Raw genomic sequence first — 16,464 nt, forward strand, 5'->3', positions numbered from 1 at the left:
CGTTTCGCATTCCGCACGCGGGCGCGCGGGGCGTCAACGGTCGCTTCCGGCGCTTGATTGCCGGAAAGCGACATTGGACTGAAGGAAAAACGACACCGTCTTGCATTGCAAGACAAATCCGGGTGTGCGGCATGTCCCGCGTCAGAACGGCTCAGCCATGCTTGCGGAAGGCCGTCGGCGTCGCGCCCGTATGTTTCTGGAAGGCGCGGGTAAAATAGGCCGCGGAGTTGAAGCCCAGCTCGCCCGCGATCTCCTTCACCGGCCGCCGCGTCTCGGCCAGGAGCTTGCGCGCCTCGAAATGCACCCGGTCCGCCAGAAGGGCCGAGGCCGAGCGTCCGCAGGCGATCTTGCAGCACCGCGTCAGGTGGGTCGGCGTCACGCCGAGCTGCTGGGCGTAGTAGTTGATCGTGCGCCCGGTCTTGAAGTCGCGCTCCACCATCGCCGAGTAGGCCGCGGCCAGCCGGCGGGCGGCGTCGGGGTGCAGGTCCTGCCGGTTGCCGGCCTCCAGCTCGCGGTCGAGCCAGACGGCCAGAAGCCCGGCATGCGCCAGCATCGCGCGCTCCTTGCCGGGGCGGTCGGATTTCAGCTCGGCCTGGATGTTCTCGATCATCACCGACAGCTCGGCCTGCTGCGCCACGTCGCGGAAGCGCAGATGCACCGGCTCTTCCGGCAGGTTCAGCGACGGGTCGGGCGGCAGGTAGACCGCGGTGCCGAAGACCTGCCCCGACATCTCGTAGCCGTGCATCGTGTTCGCCGGCAGAAAGACCGCATGATGCGCGCCGAAGCCGTGGGTCACGCCGGCCACGGTGATCCGGCCCTGTCCGCGGGTGAACCACAGAAGCAGGGGTTGCGCGTAAGAGCGCATCGCCTCGGTCCGCCAGCGGGTTTCGGATGTGACGCGCGGCAGCGATTCCACACGGAACCGGCGCGTCTTCAGCCCCTGATTGATGTCGGGGCGGTTCTCGCTAAAAATGCGCATGGTGGTCGTTAAACTTCACTGTCCCCAGGTCTCCGCTGCGCCGCCCCTTGTTGTGGTTCCGTGTTGTGGTTCCGTTGGCAGCTGGAACGCTTTTGGCAGTCAGGGCAACGCGATAGGCATCCAGGCCCGCATTCTGGACCGAAACCAGGTCCGTTGTCTCTTGGCGAATTGGCGGGTCGCGGTTTTTCCGTCGGCGACTGCGTCTTTCAGGCTACGGTTGCCCTGGAGGAAATCCATCAACTCTGCCGCGCCGATGGCCTTGGACGAGGGCAGGGCGGGATCCCAGCCCCGTTCCAGGTTGCGCTCCGCCTCGTCCAGCGCGCCGTTCGCGATCATCGCGTCGAACCGCCGGTCGATGCGGTCGCCCAGCCAGTCGCGGTCGGCGTCGAGCAAGAGCGGCTGCGCGGCCGCCAGCGGCAACAGCGGCGGCGGCGTCTCGTCCTGCCAGGCGGCCAGGCCGCGCCCGGTGGTCCGCAGCACCTCCCAGGCGCGCTGCACCCGCATCGGGTTCTGCCGGTCGATCCGCGCCGCCGTCGCCGCGTCGAGTTCGGCCAGCAGCGCCGCCGCCCCCTCGGCCGCGATCCGCGCGTCGGCCGCCGCGCGAATCTCCGGCGGGGTCGGCGGGATGTCGGCCAGCCCTTCGGTCAGCGCCGTGAAATACAGCCCCGTGCCCCCCACGACGATCGGCCGTGCCGGCCCGTCCAGAAGCGGCGCGAGGTCGCGCAGCCAGTGGCCGACGGAATAGGACGCCGCGCGCCCCACATGGCCGTAGAGGGAATGCGGCGCCACCGCCTCTTCGTCCCGGGTCGGCCGGGCGGTCAGCACGCGCCAGTTCTCGAACACCTGCAGCGCATCGGCGTTCACGATCACCCCGCCCAGCCGGCTCGCCACCTCCAGCGCCATCGCCGACTTGCCGCTGGCGGTGGGCCCGGCGATCAGCACCGGCCGCTCGGCATCCAGCCGTTTCATCCATTCGCCGCGCATCGGTCGCTTCCCGCATTGAACCTGCCCCGCTTTTCCCTCATTTTGCGCGCCGAGCCAAACAGGACAGCGGGGCAGGACCATGAGCGACGACGCGGAGGCGGCGGCGGAGACCAAGTACAGCCGGGTACTCCTGAAGATCTCGGGCGAGGCCCTGATGGGGGACCAGGGCTATGGCCTGCACCCGCCGACGGTCGAACGCATCGCCAAGGAGGTCAAATCCGTCCACGATCTTGGCGTCGAGATCTGCATGGTCATCGGCGGCGGCAACATCTTCCGCGGCCTCGCCGGCAGCGCCCAGGGGATGGAGCGGACGACGGCCGACTACATGGGGATGCTCGCCACGGTGATGAACGCCCTGGCGATGCAGTCCAAACTGGAGGAACTGGGCGTCTATTGCCGGGTGATCACCGCGATCCGCATGGACGAGGTGGCCGAGCCCTATATCCGGCGCCGCGCCGTCCGGCACCTGGAGAAAAAGCGCGTCTGCATCTTCGCCGCCGGCACCGGCAACCCCTATTTCACCACCGATACGGCCGCGACGCTGCGCGCCAACGAGATGAATTGCGAGGCGATCTTCAAGGGCACCAAGGTCGACGGCGTCTACGACTGCGACCCGCGCAAGAACGACGACGCCCGCCGCTACGACCGGGTGAGCTATGACGAGGTCCTGCAGAAGCATCTGAACGTCATGGACGCCTCGGCCATCGCGCTCGCCCGCGACAACAACCTGCCGATCATCGTGTTCTCGCTGGACGAGCCGGGCGGGTTCCGGGGCATCCTGGCCGGGAAAGGCACCTACAGCATCGTGCATAGCTGAGGCGGAAACCGCGCCGCGCGGAATCGGCCGCGCGGTGTCCGACATCTATACATCCGGCCGATCAAGGCGTTATAAGGCCCCGACCCTCGGGAGGGGCGCGCAAGATCGAAAAGAGCGGCACACCATGTCTGAAGATATCGAAATCGACCTAGACGACCTGAAACGCCGGATGGACGGCGCGATGACCGCGCTGCGGCAGGAATTCGCCTCGCTGCGCACCGGGCGGGCCTCGGCCTCGATGGTGGAGCCGATCACCGTGGAGGCCTACGGCACGCAGACCCCGATCAACCAGGTCGGCACCGTCAACGTGCCCGAGCCGCGGATGGTGACGATCAACGTCTGGGACAAGAGCCTGGTCAACAAGGTCGAGAAAGCGATCCGCGAAAGCGGTCTGGGGATCAACCCGCAGATGAACGGCACGATCATCATGCTGCCGATCCCCGAGCTGAACGAGGAGCGCCGCAAGGAGCTGACCAAGGTCGCCGGCCAGTATGCCGAGCAGGCCCGCGTCGCCGTGCGCAACGTGCGCCGCGACGGGATGGAACAGCTGAAGAAGGCCAAGGCCCAGGGCATGTCCGAGGACGAGCACAAGCTCTGGCACGACGAGATCCAGGAGCTGACCGACAGCCACATCAAGACCATCGACGACGCGCTGGAGACCAAGCAGTCCGAGATCATGCAGGTGTAAGCCGCCCATGGGGCGGCCGGCGTGACCCTCTGGCCGCGCCGGCGCGGTTTTCGTCGCGGCGCTTGACGTTAAGACATGAATGTTGGCTTGACCTGAGCGACACTGGCGACACATCCGAACGCAGCCGCCCGCAGCGGTGAGGCAAGGAGCAGCGAATTGAACGCAATGACCCGCAGAGGCCCGCAGCACGTGGCCATCATCATGGACGGCAACGGCCGCTGGGCCCAGGCCCGCGGCAAGCCGCGGCTCTACGGCCACCACGCGGGCGCGCGCCGGGTCAAGGAGATCGTGCGCGCCTGTCCCGACATCGGGGTCAAGTACCTGACGATCTTCGCCTTCTCGACCGAGAACTGGCGGCGGACGCAGTCCGAGGTCGCCGGGCTGATGAGCCTGTTCCGCCGCTATATCCAGCGCGAGGCGCGGGATCTGCTGGCCGAGGGGGTGCGCGTGCGCTTCATCGGCGACCGGCTGCGGCTGGACGACAAGCTGCAGCGGCTGATGGACGAGCTGGAGCTTCTGACCTCGCGCAACGACCGGGTGCATCTGACCATCGCGCTGAACTACGGCGGCCGCGACGAGGTGGCGCGCGCCACGAAGCGGCTGGCGCAAGACGTCAAATCGGGGGTGCTGGATCCGGCGAAGGTGGATGAAGAAACGCTGCCAAGATACCTGGACACCTGCGTTCTTCCCGATCCCGACCTGGTGGTGCGCACCAGCGGCGAGGCGCGGATTTCCAACTTCCTGCTGTGGCAGTCGGCCTATGCCGAGTACGAGTTCATCGACACGCTCTGGCCCGACTTCGACCGCGACATATTCGCCCGGATCGTGCGCAGCTACGCGGGCCGCGAGCGCCGGTTCGGTGCCGTCCTGACATGACCGCCGGGGGGCGCAGCTGGGGAGACCTGCGCCCGCGGCTGATCACCGGGCTGGTCCTGGCTGCGGCGGGGGCCGCGGTCATCTGGGCCGGCGGCGCGGTGTTCGGCCTGACGGCGGCGCTGGTGGTCGCGGTCATGGTCTGGGAACTCTCGGCGATGATCGCGCCCGAGAAGGGGCCGGAGGCGGTGCAGCTTGCCGTTCTGTCGGCGGCCGCGATCCTGCTGGCCCGCGTCCTGCCGCCCGTCTTTACCCTGCCGCTCCTGCTGGCGCCCGGCCTGGTCGGGATCAGCCTGCTGAAGCGTCGGCGCTTCCTGGTGCCGGTCGCGGTGTCGCTGGTCCTGCTGGGCACCTACGGGCTGGTCTGGTTCCGCGACACGTTCGGGATGGTCTGGATGTTCTGGCTGGTGGGCACCGTCGTGGCCACCGACATCGCCGGCTATTTCGGCGGCCGGGCGATCGGCGGGCCGAAGTTCTGGCCGCGGGTCAGCCCCAAGAAGACCTGGGCCGGGATCGTCTCGGGCTGGGTCGCGGCGGTGCTGGTGACGCTGGCGATGCGGGGCCCGGGCGAGGCGGGCGCGTTCATCGCGCTGGCGGTGGTCATCAGCTTCGCCTCGCAGATGGGCGACGTGGCCGAAAGCGCGGTGAAGCGCCGCGCCGGGGTGAAGGACGCCTCGGGGCTGCTGCCCGGCCATGGCGGCCTGTTCGACCGTTTCGACGCGCTCTTGGGCGCGGCGCTGTTCATGATGGCGGCGTCGCTGGTCATTGCCGTTCTGGGCCTGAATGTCGGACAATGACCCGGCGGGTGTCGATCTTCGGGGCCACCGGCTCCATCGGGCAGAGCACCATCGACCTGATCGGCCGCGACCCCGGCGCCTACGAGGTCGTCGCGCTGACCGGCGCGTCCAATATCGACCGGCTCGCCGCCGATGCGCGCCGGCTGAACGCCGAGGTCGCGGTCACCTGCCACGCGGACCGGCTGGCCGATCTGCGCGCCGCGCTGGCCGGAACCGGGATCGAGGCCGCGGCGGGCGAGCAGGCGCTGATCGAGGCCGCCGACCGCCCCGCCGACTGGATCATGTCGGCCATCGTCGGCGCTGCGGGGCTCGCGCCGGGGGTCCACGCTCTGCGGCACGGCACCACGCTGGCGCTGGCCAACAAGGAAAGCCTTGTGACCGCCGGGCCTCTGCTGATGGCCGAGGCGCGCGCCCACGGCGCCACGATCCTGCCGGTGGACAGCGAGCATTCCGGCGTGTTCCAGGCGCTGGCCGGCGAGCGGATCGAGGACGTGGAGCGCATCGTCATCACCGCCTCGGGCGGCGCCTTCCGCGACTGGCCGCTGGACCAGCTGGCGCAGGCCACCCCGGAACAGGCCGCGACCCATCCCAACTGGGACATGGGCCAGCGGATCACGGTCGACAGCGCGTCGATGTTCAACAAGGCGCTCGAACTCATTGAAACCAAGGAATTCTTCGGCATCGCTCCGGACCGGATCGAGGCCGTCGTCCACCCCGAAAGCCTGATCCACGCGCTGGTGGGTTTCCGCGACGGCGCGCTGATGGCGCATCTGGGCGCGCCGGACATGCGCCATGCCATCGGCTATGCGCTGCACTGGCCGGCGCGCGGCGACATCCCCGTCGCCCGGCTCGATCTGGCACAGATCGCCCGGCTCACCTTCCGCCCGGCCGACGAGGTGCGCTGGCCCGCGCTGCGGCTTGCCCGAGAGGTCATGCGGACGGGCGGGCTGGCCGGCGCCGTGTTCAACGCCGCGAAGGAGCGCGCGCTCGACGCCTTCCTCGCCCGGCGCATCGGTTTTCCCGCCATGGCCGAGGTGGTGGAGGAGGTGCTGACGCGAATGTCATCCGAGGCGGGCCTCGCTTCGGACCGATTAAACCTTGATACCGTGCGCCAAATGGATCATCTCGCCCGTGTCCGGGCCGACGACGTGATCCGCGAGAGGCAATAAAGGCAGCATTTTGGAACTCACCGAGCTTATTCCGTCCTTCGGCAACGGCCTTTACACCATCGGGGCCTTCATCATCGCGCTGTCGATCATCGTCGCGGTCCACGAATACGGCCATTACATCGTCGGCCGCTGGTGCGGCATCAAGGCCGAGGTCTTCTCGATCGGCTTCGGCCCGGTGCTGTGGAGCCGGCGGGACAAGCACGGCACGCAATGGCAGCTCGCCGCGCTGCCCTTCGGCGGCTATGTGAAGTTCCTGGGCGACGCGGGCGTGGCCAGCGACAAGGCGTCCGACGATTTCGAGGAGATGGACCCCGAGACCCAGCGGCACACGATGCACGGCGCGCCGCTCTGGGCGCGGGTGTTCACCGTGGCCGCCGGCCCCGTATTCAACTTCATCCTGTCGATCGCGGTCTTCGCCGGCATGCTGATGGCCACCGGTGTCGCCAGCGATCCGCTGACCGTGGGCGAGGTGCGGCCGGTGCCGGGGCTGGAGAACAGCCTGCGGCCCGGCGACGAGGTGCTGGCCATCGAGGGCGAGGACACGCCCGACGTCTCCGGCTTCCGCGACTTCGTCGACACGCTGCCCGTGGAGTCGACGCTGGCCTACACGCTCCGCCGCGACGGGGCGGAGATGACGACCGAGGGGCCGTACCCGTACCCCGCGCTGGTCTCCGGCCTCACCGCCGGCTCCGCGGCGATGGAGGCGGGACTGGAGCAGGGCGATGTCATCACCGCCATCGACGGCCAGCCGATCACCGCCTTCGAGGAGCTGCGCGAAGCGGTCGGCAGCTCGGACGGCGCCGAGATGACCTTTACCGTCTGGCGCGATGGCGAGACGCTGGACGTGACGCTTGCGCCGCGCCGCATGGACCTGCCGCTGCAGGACGGCGGGTTCGAGACGCGCTGGCTGATCGGCATCACCGGCGGGCTCGTCTTCGAGCCGGAGACCGAGATGCCCGGCCCGGGCGAGGCGCTGGCCTATGGCGTGAACCAGACCGTGTTCATCGTGAAATCCTCGCTGTCGGGCCTCTACCACATGGCCGCCGGCGCGATCTCCAGCTGCAATCTGCGCGGGCCGATCGGCATCGCCCAGACCTCGGGGGCGGCGGCCAGCCAGGGGCTCGACAGCTTCATCTGGTTCATCGCCGTGCTGTCGACCGCCGTGGGCCTGCTGAACCTGTTCCCGATCCCGGTGCTCGACGGCGGGCATCTGGTGTTCCACGCCTACGAGGCGGCGACGGGCAAGCCGCCCAGCGACCGGGCGCTGCGCATCCTGATGAGCGTGGGCCTGGCGCTGTTGCTGACGCTGATGGTCTTCGCCCTGTCCAACGACCTGTTCTGCCCGTAGGGGCAGGGCGGGCCGCCCGGGCCCAGTTCGAGTCACGTGTGACTCATGTGACAGTTCTGCATCACTCGCGCGGAATCGACGTCTTGGAAGGGCCCCGCCCGCGCCGCATTTCCGCCCCAATTCGCCCCTACCTCTTGTAGGGCATGACTGGCGCAGAATGGAGGCGGGAATGCACTCGATCCGGTCGGGCTATCGTGGCCTTAGCCTGCTGGCCAACCTTAATTGGGACCGTCTGTTGTTTGCAGGCGGTGCCGTCGTCGCGCTTTTCGCCGCGGCCTTCGTCGTTTCGCTCTGATCCGACCCGGCCGCGCCCAGCCTGCGGCCTCTCTCCGACCCAACATGTTGTAGCGCGAGCGCCCGCCGATTCATACCGGTGGGCGCTTTTCCCGTTTTGACTCGGTCCCCCTTTCGCGATAGCACACTAAAAACAACCAAGTCGGTGGGATAGGGACAGATGAAGCGGGCACATCAAGCCGCGCGGAGCGCACGTCAGACCGCCATGGGGGGCATCTTCCGAGCACTCGTTGCGATTTTTATTTCTGTAACAACGGTTTACGTGGCCTCGGCGCCGGCTGCCCAGGCGCAGGCCTACCGTTTCGCGCGCATCGAGGTCGAGGGAAACACCCGGATCGAAACCGGAACGATCCTCTCCTACGCGGGAATCGAGCCCGGCGCGGCGGTCAGCGCCGGCCAGTTGAACGCGGCGTATCAGAACATTGTCGATTCCGGGCTGTTCGAGACGGTGTCGCTGGAACCGCGCGGCGGCACGCTGGTGATCGTCGTGCAGGAGCATCCGACGATCAACCGCATCAGCATCGAGGGCAACTCGCGGCTGAAGGACGAGGCGCTGGCCTCGGTTCTGCGCTCGCAGCCCCGGCGCGTCTATTCGCCCTCGGTCGCCGAGCAGGACGCCGCGGCCATCGTGCAGGCCTATGAACAGGCCGGCCGCCTGGCCGCGACGGTGGAACCGGTCATCATCCGCCGCTCGAACAACCGCGTCGACCTGGTCTTCGAGGTGTCCGAGGGCCGCGTCGTCGAGGTCGAGCGCATCAGCTTCGTCGGCAACCGCGAGTTTTCCGACCGCCGCCTGCGCCGGGTGCTGGAATCCAAGCAGGCGGGCCTGTTCCGCCAGCTGATCCAGCGCGACACCTTCATCGGCGACCGGCTGCAGTTCGACCGCCAGGTGCTGACCGACTTCTACCGCTCGCGCGGCTACGTGGATTTCGAGATCCTGTCCGTCGCGTCGGAGTTCAGCCGCGAGCGCAACGCCTTCTTCGTCACCTTCACGGTGCAGGAAGGCCAGCGCTATCGCTACGGCAACATCAGCGCCACGTCCAACCTGCCCGAGATCAACGTGCCGGAATACGAGGACGCGATCCGCATCAGGGCGGGGCAGGTCTACAGCCCCGGCGGCGTGGACAACACGATCGCCCGGCTGGAACGGCTGGCGGTGCAGCAGGACCTGGATTTCATCCGGGTGGAGCCGCGCGTGACGCGCGACGACCGGAACCTGCTTTTGCATATCGAGTTCGCCATCGTGCGCGGCCCGCGGATCTTCGTGGAACGCATCGACATCGAGGGCAACGCGACGACGCTCGACCGCGTCATCCGGCGCCAGTTCACCGCGGTGGAGGGCGACCCGTTCAATCCGCGCGAGATTCGCGAGGCCGCCTCGCGGATCAAGGCGCTCGGCTTCTTCGAGACCGCCGAGGTGAACCCGCGCGAAGGCTCCGGCCCCGATCAGGTGATCGTCGACGTGGATGTCGAGGAGAAGCCGACCGGCTCGCTCGGCTTCGGCGCGACCTATTCGTCCTCGGCCGGCTTCGGGCTGACCTTCAACTTTTCCGAGCGCAACTTCCTCGGCCGCGGCCAGGCGCTCAGCTTCGACGTGTCCACGGGGTCGGGCACCGGCACCTATGCCTTCAGCTTCCGCGAGCCGGCCTTCCTGGGCCGCGACGTGGCCTATTCCTTCTCGGCGAGCTACACCTCGACGAACAGCACGCTCAACACCAACTACGACACGACGCTGGGCAACGTGACCACCGGGTTCCAGTTCCCGATGAACGAGTTCACGCGGCTTGGCGTGAACGCCTTCGGCCGCGTGACCGAGGTGTCGAACGTGTCTTCGACCCCGCCCAACGACTCTTCTGCGATACTCCAGGCGGAGGCCGCGCGCGGGTTGGAATGGGTGCTGGGCGCCGGCTATGACGTCGAGTATCGCACGCTCCGCCGCGGCCTGAACCCGGATGCGGGCGTTCTGTTCCGGTGGAGCCAGGATTTCGCGGGCATCGCGGGCGATGTCTCCTATATGAAGTCCGAAGCGCTGGCGGTGGCCGAGACCAAGATCATGAACGACGAGGTCACGCTGCGCGCCATCTTCGAAGGCGGGGCGCTGAACTCGCTCGACGGCAGCAACAGCCGGGTGGTTGACCGCTTCTTCCTGAACGGCAAGATGCGCGGCTTCGACTATTACGGCGTCGGTCCGCGCGACCTGGGCGCGGGCAACAGGGACGCGCTCGGCGGCAACCTGTTCGCCGTGGCCAAGTTCGAGGCCGAGTTCCCGCTGGGCCTGCCCGAGGAATACGGCATCCATGGCGGCGTCTTCGTCGACGTGGGCTCGGTCTGGGGGCTGGACAACACCGCCGGCACCGGCGGCCCGGTGGACGATTCCTTCAACATTCGCTCCGCCGCGGGTGTGTCGCTGTTCTGGGACACGCCGCTCGGGCCGTTGCGCTTCAACTACTCCAAGGCGCTCAAGAAGGAGGCCTACGACATCGAGCGGGAGTTCGAGGTCACGATCTCGACCCAGTTCTAGGCCATGGCGCGGCGCGTTCGTGCCTGGCTCGCTGCCCTGATCCTCGCCGCGGCGGCGGCAAGCCCCGGCGCGGCGCAGCAGGATCCGGTGTCGCTGCCGCCCCTGGTCCTGACGCTGGACCAGGAGCGGCTGTTCGCCCAGTCCCGCGCCGCCGGCCAGATCGGCGCCGAGATCGAGCGGCGCTCGGCCGAGCTCGCCGCCGAGAACCGCCGCATCGAGGCGGAGTTGTCGGCCGAGGAGCTGGAGCTGACCGAGCAGCGCCCGGACCTGCCCCCCGACGAGTTCCGCGCCCTGGCCGACGCTTTCGACGCCAAGGTGCAGCGCCTGCGCAACGAGCAGGACGCCAAGGAGCGCGAGCTGCAGCGCCTGCGCGAGGAGGAGCGCCAGAACTTCCTGCGCCGCATCACCCCGATCCTCACCGAGCTGGCCCGCGAACGCGGCGCGCTGGTGATCCTGGAGCGGCGCACGGTGATCCTGTCGGCCGATTCCATCGACATCACCGACGCGGCCATCGCCCGGATCGACGAGGCGTTCGCCACGGAGGAGTCCGCGCCGGAGGACGGCGAGACGCCCGAGGACGGCGAAACGCCGGACCCGACACCGGAGAGCGACTGAGCCGGCGAACCCAGCTTGTGCGCCCGCGCGGCTCTTGATACCAGACCCGAGCCTTGGAAACAGCCAGAAGGACGGCGTCCATGTCCGATGCCCTGAAGACCGCCGACGCGGAGATGATCCAGCGGATCCTGCCGCACCGCTACCCGTTCCTGCTGGTCGACCGGGTGGTCGATGTGGACGGGGTGAAATCGGCAACCGGCATCAAGAACGTCACCTTCAACGAGCCGCATTTCCAGGGCCATTTCCCCGGCACCCCGATCATGCCCGGCGTCACCATCGTCGAGGCCATGGCGCAGACCGCCGGCGTGATGATCGGCCTGGACCGCGAGCTGACCGACCACAAGGTGCTGATCTACTTCATGTCGCTGGACAAGGCCAAGTTCCGCCGCATGGTCGTGCCGGGCGATCAGCTGAAGCTGCATATCGAGGGGCTGCGCACCAGCGGCAAGGTGCTGAAGTTCCGCGGCCTCGGCGAGGTCGACGGCGAGCGCGCGGCCGAGGCGGAATTCACCGCGATGGTCGATATCCAGGCCAAATCCTGACCGATGAGCATCGACCACACCGCACGGATCCACCCCAGCGCCGTGATCGAGGACGGCGCCCGGATCGGGCCGGGCACCGAGATCGGGCCGTTCTGCGTGATCGGACCGCAGGTGGTGCTGGGCGCCAACGTGACGATCAAGAGCCACGTGGTCGTGACCGGCCGCACCGAGATCGGCGATGGGACGGCGGTGTTTCCCTTCACCTGTCTGGGCGAGATCCCGCAGGATCTGAAATACGGCGGCGAGGACACCCGGCTGGTCATCGGCGCCCGCAACCGCATCCGCGAGCATGTCACGATGAACCCCGGCACCGAGGGCGGCGGCGGCATCACGCGGGTGGGCGACGACGGGCTGTTCATGGCCGGCGTCCATGTCGCGCATGACTGCCAGCTGGGCGACCGGGTGATCCTGGTGAACAATGTCGGCGTGGCCGGCCATGTCACCATCGGCGACGACGTCATCGTCGGCGGCATCAGCGGCGTGCATCAGTTCGTGCGGATCGGCCGCGGCGCGATCATCGGCGGGCTGACCAAGGTGACGAAGGACGTGGTGCCCTTCGGCCTGCTCGATACCGGCGCCGGGGACCTGCGCGGGCTGAACCTCGTCGGCCTGCGCCGGAGCGGCGTCGACCGGGCCGAGATCGCCGCCTTGCGCGCCGCCTACGACGCGCTGGCCGCGGGCGAGGGCACGTTCCAGGACCGCGCCCGCCTGCTGCAGGAGGGCACCGACAGCGAGCTGGTCCGCGCGCTCGCCGACTTCATCCTCGCCGAGACCGACCGCAACTTCCACACGCCGGTGTGATGGCGCGGCTGGCGGTCATCGCCGGCGGCGGCGCGCTCCCTGCCCGGATCGCCGCGGCCCATCCCGATGCGCTCTTCGTCACCTTCGACCCGCAGGCCGGGAACCTGCCCGACGGCGCGGAGGTGCTGCATGCCAGCTTCGAGCGGGCGGGCGCGCTGTTCGCGGGCCTGAAGGCGGCCGGCGTCACCGAGGTCGTCTTCGCCGGCGGCCTGACCCGGCCGAAGCTGAACCCGCTGCGCTTCGACGCCAAGACCATGGCCCTGGCGCCCGCCGTGATGGCGGCGCTGAAGGCCGGCGACGACGGGTTGCTGCGCACCGTCGTCGGGGCGTTCGAGACCGAGGGCTTCGCGGTGCGCGGCGCCGCCGACTTGGTGCCGGACCTGACCGCGCCCGCCGGGCGGCTGGCCGGGCGCGCGCCCGCGAAGGCCGACCTTGCCGATATCGACCGGGCGGTGACGATCCTGACCACGCTGGGGCCGCTCGATATCGGCCAGGGCGCGGTGGTGGTGCAGGGGCTGGTGATGGGGATCGAGACGGTGCAGGGCACCGATGCGATGCTCGACTTCGTCGCCGGCACGCGCGCGCGGTTCCGCCGCGACGGCGGCGTGCTGGTCAAGGCGCCGAAGCCCGGCCAGGACCTGCGCGTCGACATGCCCGCCCTCGGCCCCCAAACGGTCACGGCGGCGGCCGAGGCGGGGCTGAACGGCATCGCCTTCGCCGCCGGCCGCGTGCTGCTCTTGGACCGCGACGAGATGATTGTGCGGGCCCAAGCGGCGGGGCTGTTCCTTCTGGGCCAGGAGGTCTGAGCATGCGCGTGTTCGTCCTAGCGGGCGAGGCCTCGGGCGACCGGCTGGGCGCGGCGGCGATGCAGGGGCTGAAGACGCTGGTGCCCGATGTCACGTTCGACGGCATCGGCGGCGGCGCCATGCAGGCCGAGGGGCTGACCAGCCGCTTCCCGATGGAGGAGCTGTCGGTCATGGGGCTGGCCGAGGTGCTGCCGCGCGTGCCGCAGCTGAAACGCCGCATCGCCCAGACCGTGCAATGGGTGCTGGAGACCAAGCCGGATGTCCTGCTGACCATCGACAGCCCCGACTTCTCGCTGCGCGTGGCCCGGCGGGTGCGCGAGCACAGCGACATCCGCTGCGTCCACTACGTCGCCCCCACGGTCTGGGCCTGGCGCGCCGGCCGCGCGGCGAAGATGGCCAAGCATGTCGATCAGGTGCTCGCGCTGTTCCCGTTCGAGCCGCCGTATATGGAGGCCGAGGGCTTGCGCTGCGACTTCGTCGGCCACCCGGTCGTCACCGAACCGGTGCCGGGCGCCGACGACATCGCCGCCTTCCGCGCCGCCGAGGGGCTGGGCGACGCGCCCCTCCTGCTGGTCCTGCCGGGCTCGCGGCGGGGCGAGGTCTCGCGGCTGGCGCCCGTCTTCGGCGAGGCGCTGCGTCCGGTCCTGAAACGCCACCCGGAGATGCGCGTCGTCGTCCCCGCCGCCGCCGGCGTCGCCGGCGCGGTGATCGAGGCGGTGCGGAGCTGGCCGGGCGATCCGCTGGTACTGGACCCGCGCGGCCTGACCGACGCAGAGGCGGGCGCGCGCAAACGCGCGGCCTTCGCGGCGGCAGAGGCGGCGCTGGCCGCGTCGGGCACCGTGTCGCTGGAGCTGGCCTCCACCGCCACGCCGATGGTCATCGCCTACGACATGAACTGGCTGACCTGGCAGATCGCCAGCCGCATGGTCCGGCTCGACTCGGTCACCTTGGTGAACCTGGTGTCGAAAGAGAAGGCGATCCCCGAATTCATCGGCCCCGCCTGCCGCCCGGAGCCGGTCTCGAAGGCGCTTCTCACCCTCGTCGACGACCCCGCCGCGCGGGCGGCGCAGCACGAGGCGATGCGCCTGACGATGGACGCGCTCGGCCGCCGTGACGACCCCCCGGGCCTGCGCGCCGCCCGCGCGATCCTTGACGGGCTGGGCCGGGCGGTTGTCTGATCGGCAAACCAGCTTAAATCCGTTCATAGAATGTACGATCACTTGCATTATCCCCCGGCCTTCGACCGCGAGGGCTTTGCGCCGCTGCCCGGCTGGGACGGCCGCGACGGCGCGGCGCGCAAGGCCGGGATCGAGATCGAATTCGGCGGCCTGAGCGAGCGCGAGGCGGCCGAGCGGCTGCGCCGCGACCTCGGCGGCGATCTCTCGCCGGCCGGCGAACGGGCCTTCCGGCTGACGGGCAGCGATCTGGGCGATCTGGATATCTACCTGGACACGGCGCTGCGCAACAAGCTTTCGGGCGCCGTGGCGGAAGCCGGGTTCGAAGCGGGGCGTGCGGTGATCCCGGTGGAGATCGTGACGCGGCCGCTGGCGCAGGCCGATCTGCCGCGGCTGGAGAGCGTCCTGCGCGAGCTGCACGCCGCCGGCGCCGTCGGCACGCGGGGCGGCGTGTTCCTGGGCTTCGGCGTGCATCTCAATCCCGAACTGGCCGATCCGGCGGGCGCCGATGTTCCGGCCGTCGCCACCGCCTTCGCCTTCCTCGAGGAATGGTTCCGCCAGACCGATCCGGTGGATTTCAGCCGCCGGCTCCTGCCGTTCACCGACCGCTACCCGCCGTCGCTGCTGGACGCGCTGGCGGCACGGGACGCCACGCCGGACCGCGACGCCTTCATCGAGATCTATCTCGACCACATCCAGTCGCGGAATTACGGGCTCGACCTGCTGCCGATCGTCCGTCACCTGGCCCCCGACCGGTTCGAGGCCGCGCTCGGGCCGCTCGACCAGGTGGGCGCCCGGCCCGCCTATCACTACCGCCTGCCGGACAGCCGGATCGGCGACCCGGACTGGACGCTGGCCTACGAGTGGAATCGTTGGGCGCTGGTCGAGCGCGCCGCGCGCAGCCCCCGGCTGCTCGACGCCTTCCGCCAGGCCTGGCGCGCGCGCAACTGGCTGCTGAACCGGGTGCGCGGCGGCTGGGCGGCGGAGGCCGACGGCTGCCTGCGCGCCGCCGGGCTGCATCCGGGGAGTGCCCAGTGACCAGACCCGTGACCCGACCCGTGATCGGCGTGACCACCTCGGAGCGGTCCGGCTGGCGCATCTTTCCGCTGGTGGCCTTCAACGTCTGGCTGGCGGGCGGCCGGGCCGTGCGCTGGGGCGTGGGCCGCGTGGCTGACCTGTCGGACGTGGACGGCGTGGTGATCGGCGGCGGCGACGACATCTCGCCCGATGTCTACGGCGGCCAGCTGGTGGCCTCCGCCCGGCTCGACCCCGCGCGCGACGAATTGGAACGCGAGCTCTGCGTCGCCGCGTTCGAGCGGAACATCCCGGTGCTCGGCATCTGCCGGGGCAGCCAGATGCTGAACGTGGCCCTCGGCGGCGACCTGTTCCAGGACGCCTTCTCGGTCTACGAGACCTCGCGCCGCTACCGCACCATCCTGCCGCGCCGCCGGGTGCGGGTGGAACAGGGCACGCGGCTGGCGCAGATCGCCGGGCGCGAGGTGATGTATGTCAACGCGCTGCACTCGCAGGCGGTGGCGGCGCTGGGGCGCGGGATGCAGGTCTCGGCCCGCGACGAGGGCGGCATGATCCAGGCCATCGAGCGGCTGCGCGATCCCTTCGCGGTGGGCGTCCAGTGGCACCCCGAGCACCTGTTCTACCGCAGCCGGCACCGGGCGATCTTCCGCGCGCTGGTCGATGCGGCGCGCGCTTATCGCGAGGACCGCGCGCAGCTTCCGGCCGTGGATGCCGGCGTGCCGGCGGAGTAGGGGCCGATCCGGAGAGCGGGGCCGCGCGGCGCGACCGGGCGGAGCCGCGGAGGCGTTCGTCACCGCGATCAGACGCATGTGACCAACGTGAGGAGCCGCGCAAGGGCCGACGCGCGCGGTGGCGCTCCGGTGTTCGAGCGGCGTATTTTATGGCTGCCAAGTCCGGGCGACCTCCGAGCTCTGCGATAACGTCGACCACAGCGCCGCCGCGTTGGGGCGCGTCTCTCGGGCATTGCTATGCAATGCCCTGCCGACAGGCGATTGCAGAGCAATCGCCGAGAGGCGGCGC

The 16,464-nt window shown here is 69.5% G+C and carries 17 protein-coding genes; 15 read left to right on the forward strand and 2 right to left on the reverse strand.

All coding sequences use genetic code 11. The annotated features are described in order from the left end of the window. Positions 1–151: 151 nt before the first annotated feature. The gene (locus P1J78_RS16020) at positions 152–979 is read right to left on the reverse strand and encodes a helix-turn-helix domain-containing protein (protein WP_275568382.1); all 828 of its coding nucleotides are present in this window, start codon (positions 977–979) and stop codon (positions 152–154) included. 99 nt (positions 980–1,078) lie between these two features. Then, positions 1,079–1,963 (reverse strand): tRNA (adenosine(37)-N6)-dimethylallyltransferase MiaA, encoded by an 885-nt coding sequence (miaA, locus tag P1J78_RS16025; RefSeq protein WP_275568383.1) that lies wholly within the window; start codon positions 1,961–1,963, stop codon positions 1,079–1,081. Between the two features lie 79 nt (positions 1,964–2,042). On the opposite strand from miaA, the gene pyrH reads away from it, so the two are divergent. From pyrH to P1J78_RS16100, 15 genes are all read left to right on the forward strand, one after another. Continuing rightward, positions 2,043–2,780, forward strand: a complete 738-nt coding sequence (gene pyrH, locus P1J78_RS16030) for a UMP kinase (protein ID WP_275568384.1) — start codon at positions 2,043–2,045, stop codon at positions 2,778–2,780. Between the two features lie 124 nt (positions 2,781–2,904). Beyond that, positions 2,905–3,468, forward strand: coding sequence for a ribosome recycling factor (gene frr / locus P1J78_RS16035; protein WP_275568385.1), 564 nt, complete (start codon positions 2,905–2,907; stop codon positions 3,466–3,468). Positions 3,469–3,633: 165 nt separating this feature from the next. Continuing rightward, entirely contained in the window at positions 3,634–4,344 is a 711-nt protein-coding gene (gene uppS / locus P1J78_RS16040) for a polyprenyl diphosphate synthase (protein ID WP_275568386.1), read from the forward strand. Beyond that, positions 4,341–5,138, forward strand: coding sequence for a phosphatidate cytidylyltransferase (locus P1J78_RS16045; protein WP_275568387.1), 798 nt, complete (start codon positions 4,341–4,343; stop codon positions 5,136–5,138). The genes uppS and P1J78_RS16045 overlap by 4 nt, the downstream gene beginning before the upstream one ends. Then, a complete protein-coding gene (gene dxr, locus P1J78_RS16050) occupies positions 5,135–6,307 on the forward strand; it encodes a 1-deoxy-D-xylulose-5-phosphate reductoisomerase (RefSeq protein WP_275568388.1) in 1,173 nt (390 codons plus the stop codon). Before P1J78_RS16045 ends, dxr begins: the two co-directional genes overlap by 4 nt. Positions 6,308–6,317: 10 nt before the next feature. Continuing rightward, positions 6,318–7,655, forward strand: a complete 1,338-nt coding sequence (gene rseP / locus P1J78_RS16055; RefSeq protein ID WP_275568389.1) for an RIP metalloprotease RseP — start codon at positions 6,318–6,320, stop codon at positions 7,653–7,655. A 169-nt stretch (positions 7,656–7,824) separates the two neighbouring features. Next, positions 7,825–7,950, forward strand: coding sequence for a hypothetical protein (locus tag P1J78_RS16060; protein ID WP_275568390.1), 126 nt, complete (start codon positions 7,825–7,827; stop codon positions 7,948–7,950). Positions 7,951–8,211: 261 nt separating this feature from the next. Next, the gene (bamA, locus tag P1J78_RS16065; RefSeq protein ID WP_309568135.1) at positions 8,212–10,470 is read left to right on the forward strand and encodes an outer membrane protein assembly factor BamA; all 2,259 of its coding nucleotides are present in this window, start codon (positions 8,212–8,214) and stop codon (positions 10,468–10,470) included. A gap of 3 nt (positions 10,471–10,473) precedes the next feature. Further along, entirely contained in the window at positions 10,474–11,085 is a 612-nt protein-coding gene (locus tag P1J78_RS16070; protein ID WP_275568392.1) for an OmpH/Skp family outer membrane protein, read from the forward strand. An 80-nt stretch (positions 11,086–11,165) separates the two neighbouring features. Further along, positions 11,166–11,627, forward strand: a complete 462-nt coding sequence (gene fabZ, locus P1J78_RS16075) for a 3-hydroxyacyl-ACP dehydratase FabZ (protein WP_275568393.1) — start codon at positions 11,166–11,168, stop codon at positions 11,625–11,627. 3 nt (positions 11,628–11,630) lie between these two features. Further along, positions 11,631–12,428 (forward strand): acyl-ACP--UDP-N-acetylglucosamine O-acyltransferase, encoded by a 798-nt coding sequence (gene lpxA / locus P1J78_RS16080; RefSeq protein WP_275568394.1) that lies wholly within the window; start codon positions 11,631–11,633, stop codon positions 12,426–12,428. Beyond that, on the forward strand, positions 12,428–13,234 hold the full coding sequence (locus tag P1J78_RS16085; RefSeq protein ID WP_275568395.1) for an LpxI family protein: 807 nt from the start codon (positions 12,428–12,430) through the stop codon (positions 13,232–13,234). The genes lpxA and P1J78_RS16085 overlap by 1 nt, the downstream gene beginning before the upstream one ends. 2 nt (positions 13,235–13,236) lie before the next feature. Then, positions 13,237–14,412 carry a lipid-A-disaccharide synthase gene (lpxB, locus tag P1J78_RS16090; protein WP_275568396.1) on the forward strand — a complete coding sequence of 392 codons (1,176 nt, stop codon included), beginning with the start codon at positions 13,237–13,239 and terminating at the stop codon, positions 14,410–14,412. A 30-nt stretch (positions 14,413–14,442) separates the two neighbouring features. Beyond that, positions 14,443–15,447 carry an amidoligase family protein gene (locus P1J78_RS16095; protein ID WP_275568397.1) on the forward strand — a complete coding sequence of 335 codons (1,005 nt, stop codon included), beginning with the start codon at positions 14,443–14,445 and terminating at the stop codon, positions 15,445–15,447. 8 nt (positions 15,448–15,455) lie between these two features. Beyond that, positions 15,456–16,175, forward strand: a complete 720-nt coding sequence (locus P1J78_RS16100; RefSeq protein ID WP_275568399.1) for a gamma-glutamyl-gamma-aminobutyrate hydrolase family protein — start codon at positions 15,456–15,458, stop codon at positions 16,173–16,175. Positions 16,176–16,464 lie beyond the last annotated feature (289 nt).

Source organism: Psychromarinibacter sediminicola, from assembly GCF_029168335.1.
Lineage (GTDB): Bacteria > Pseudomonadota > Alphaproteobacteria > Rhodobacterales > Rhodobacteraceae > Psychromarinibacter > Psychromarinibacter sediminicola.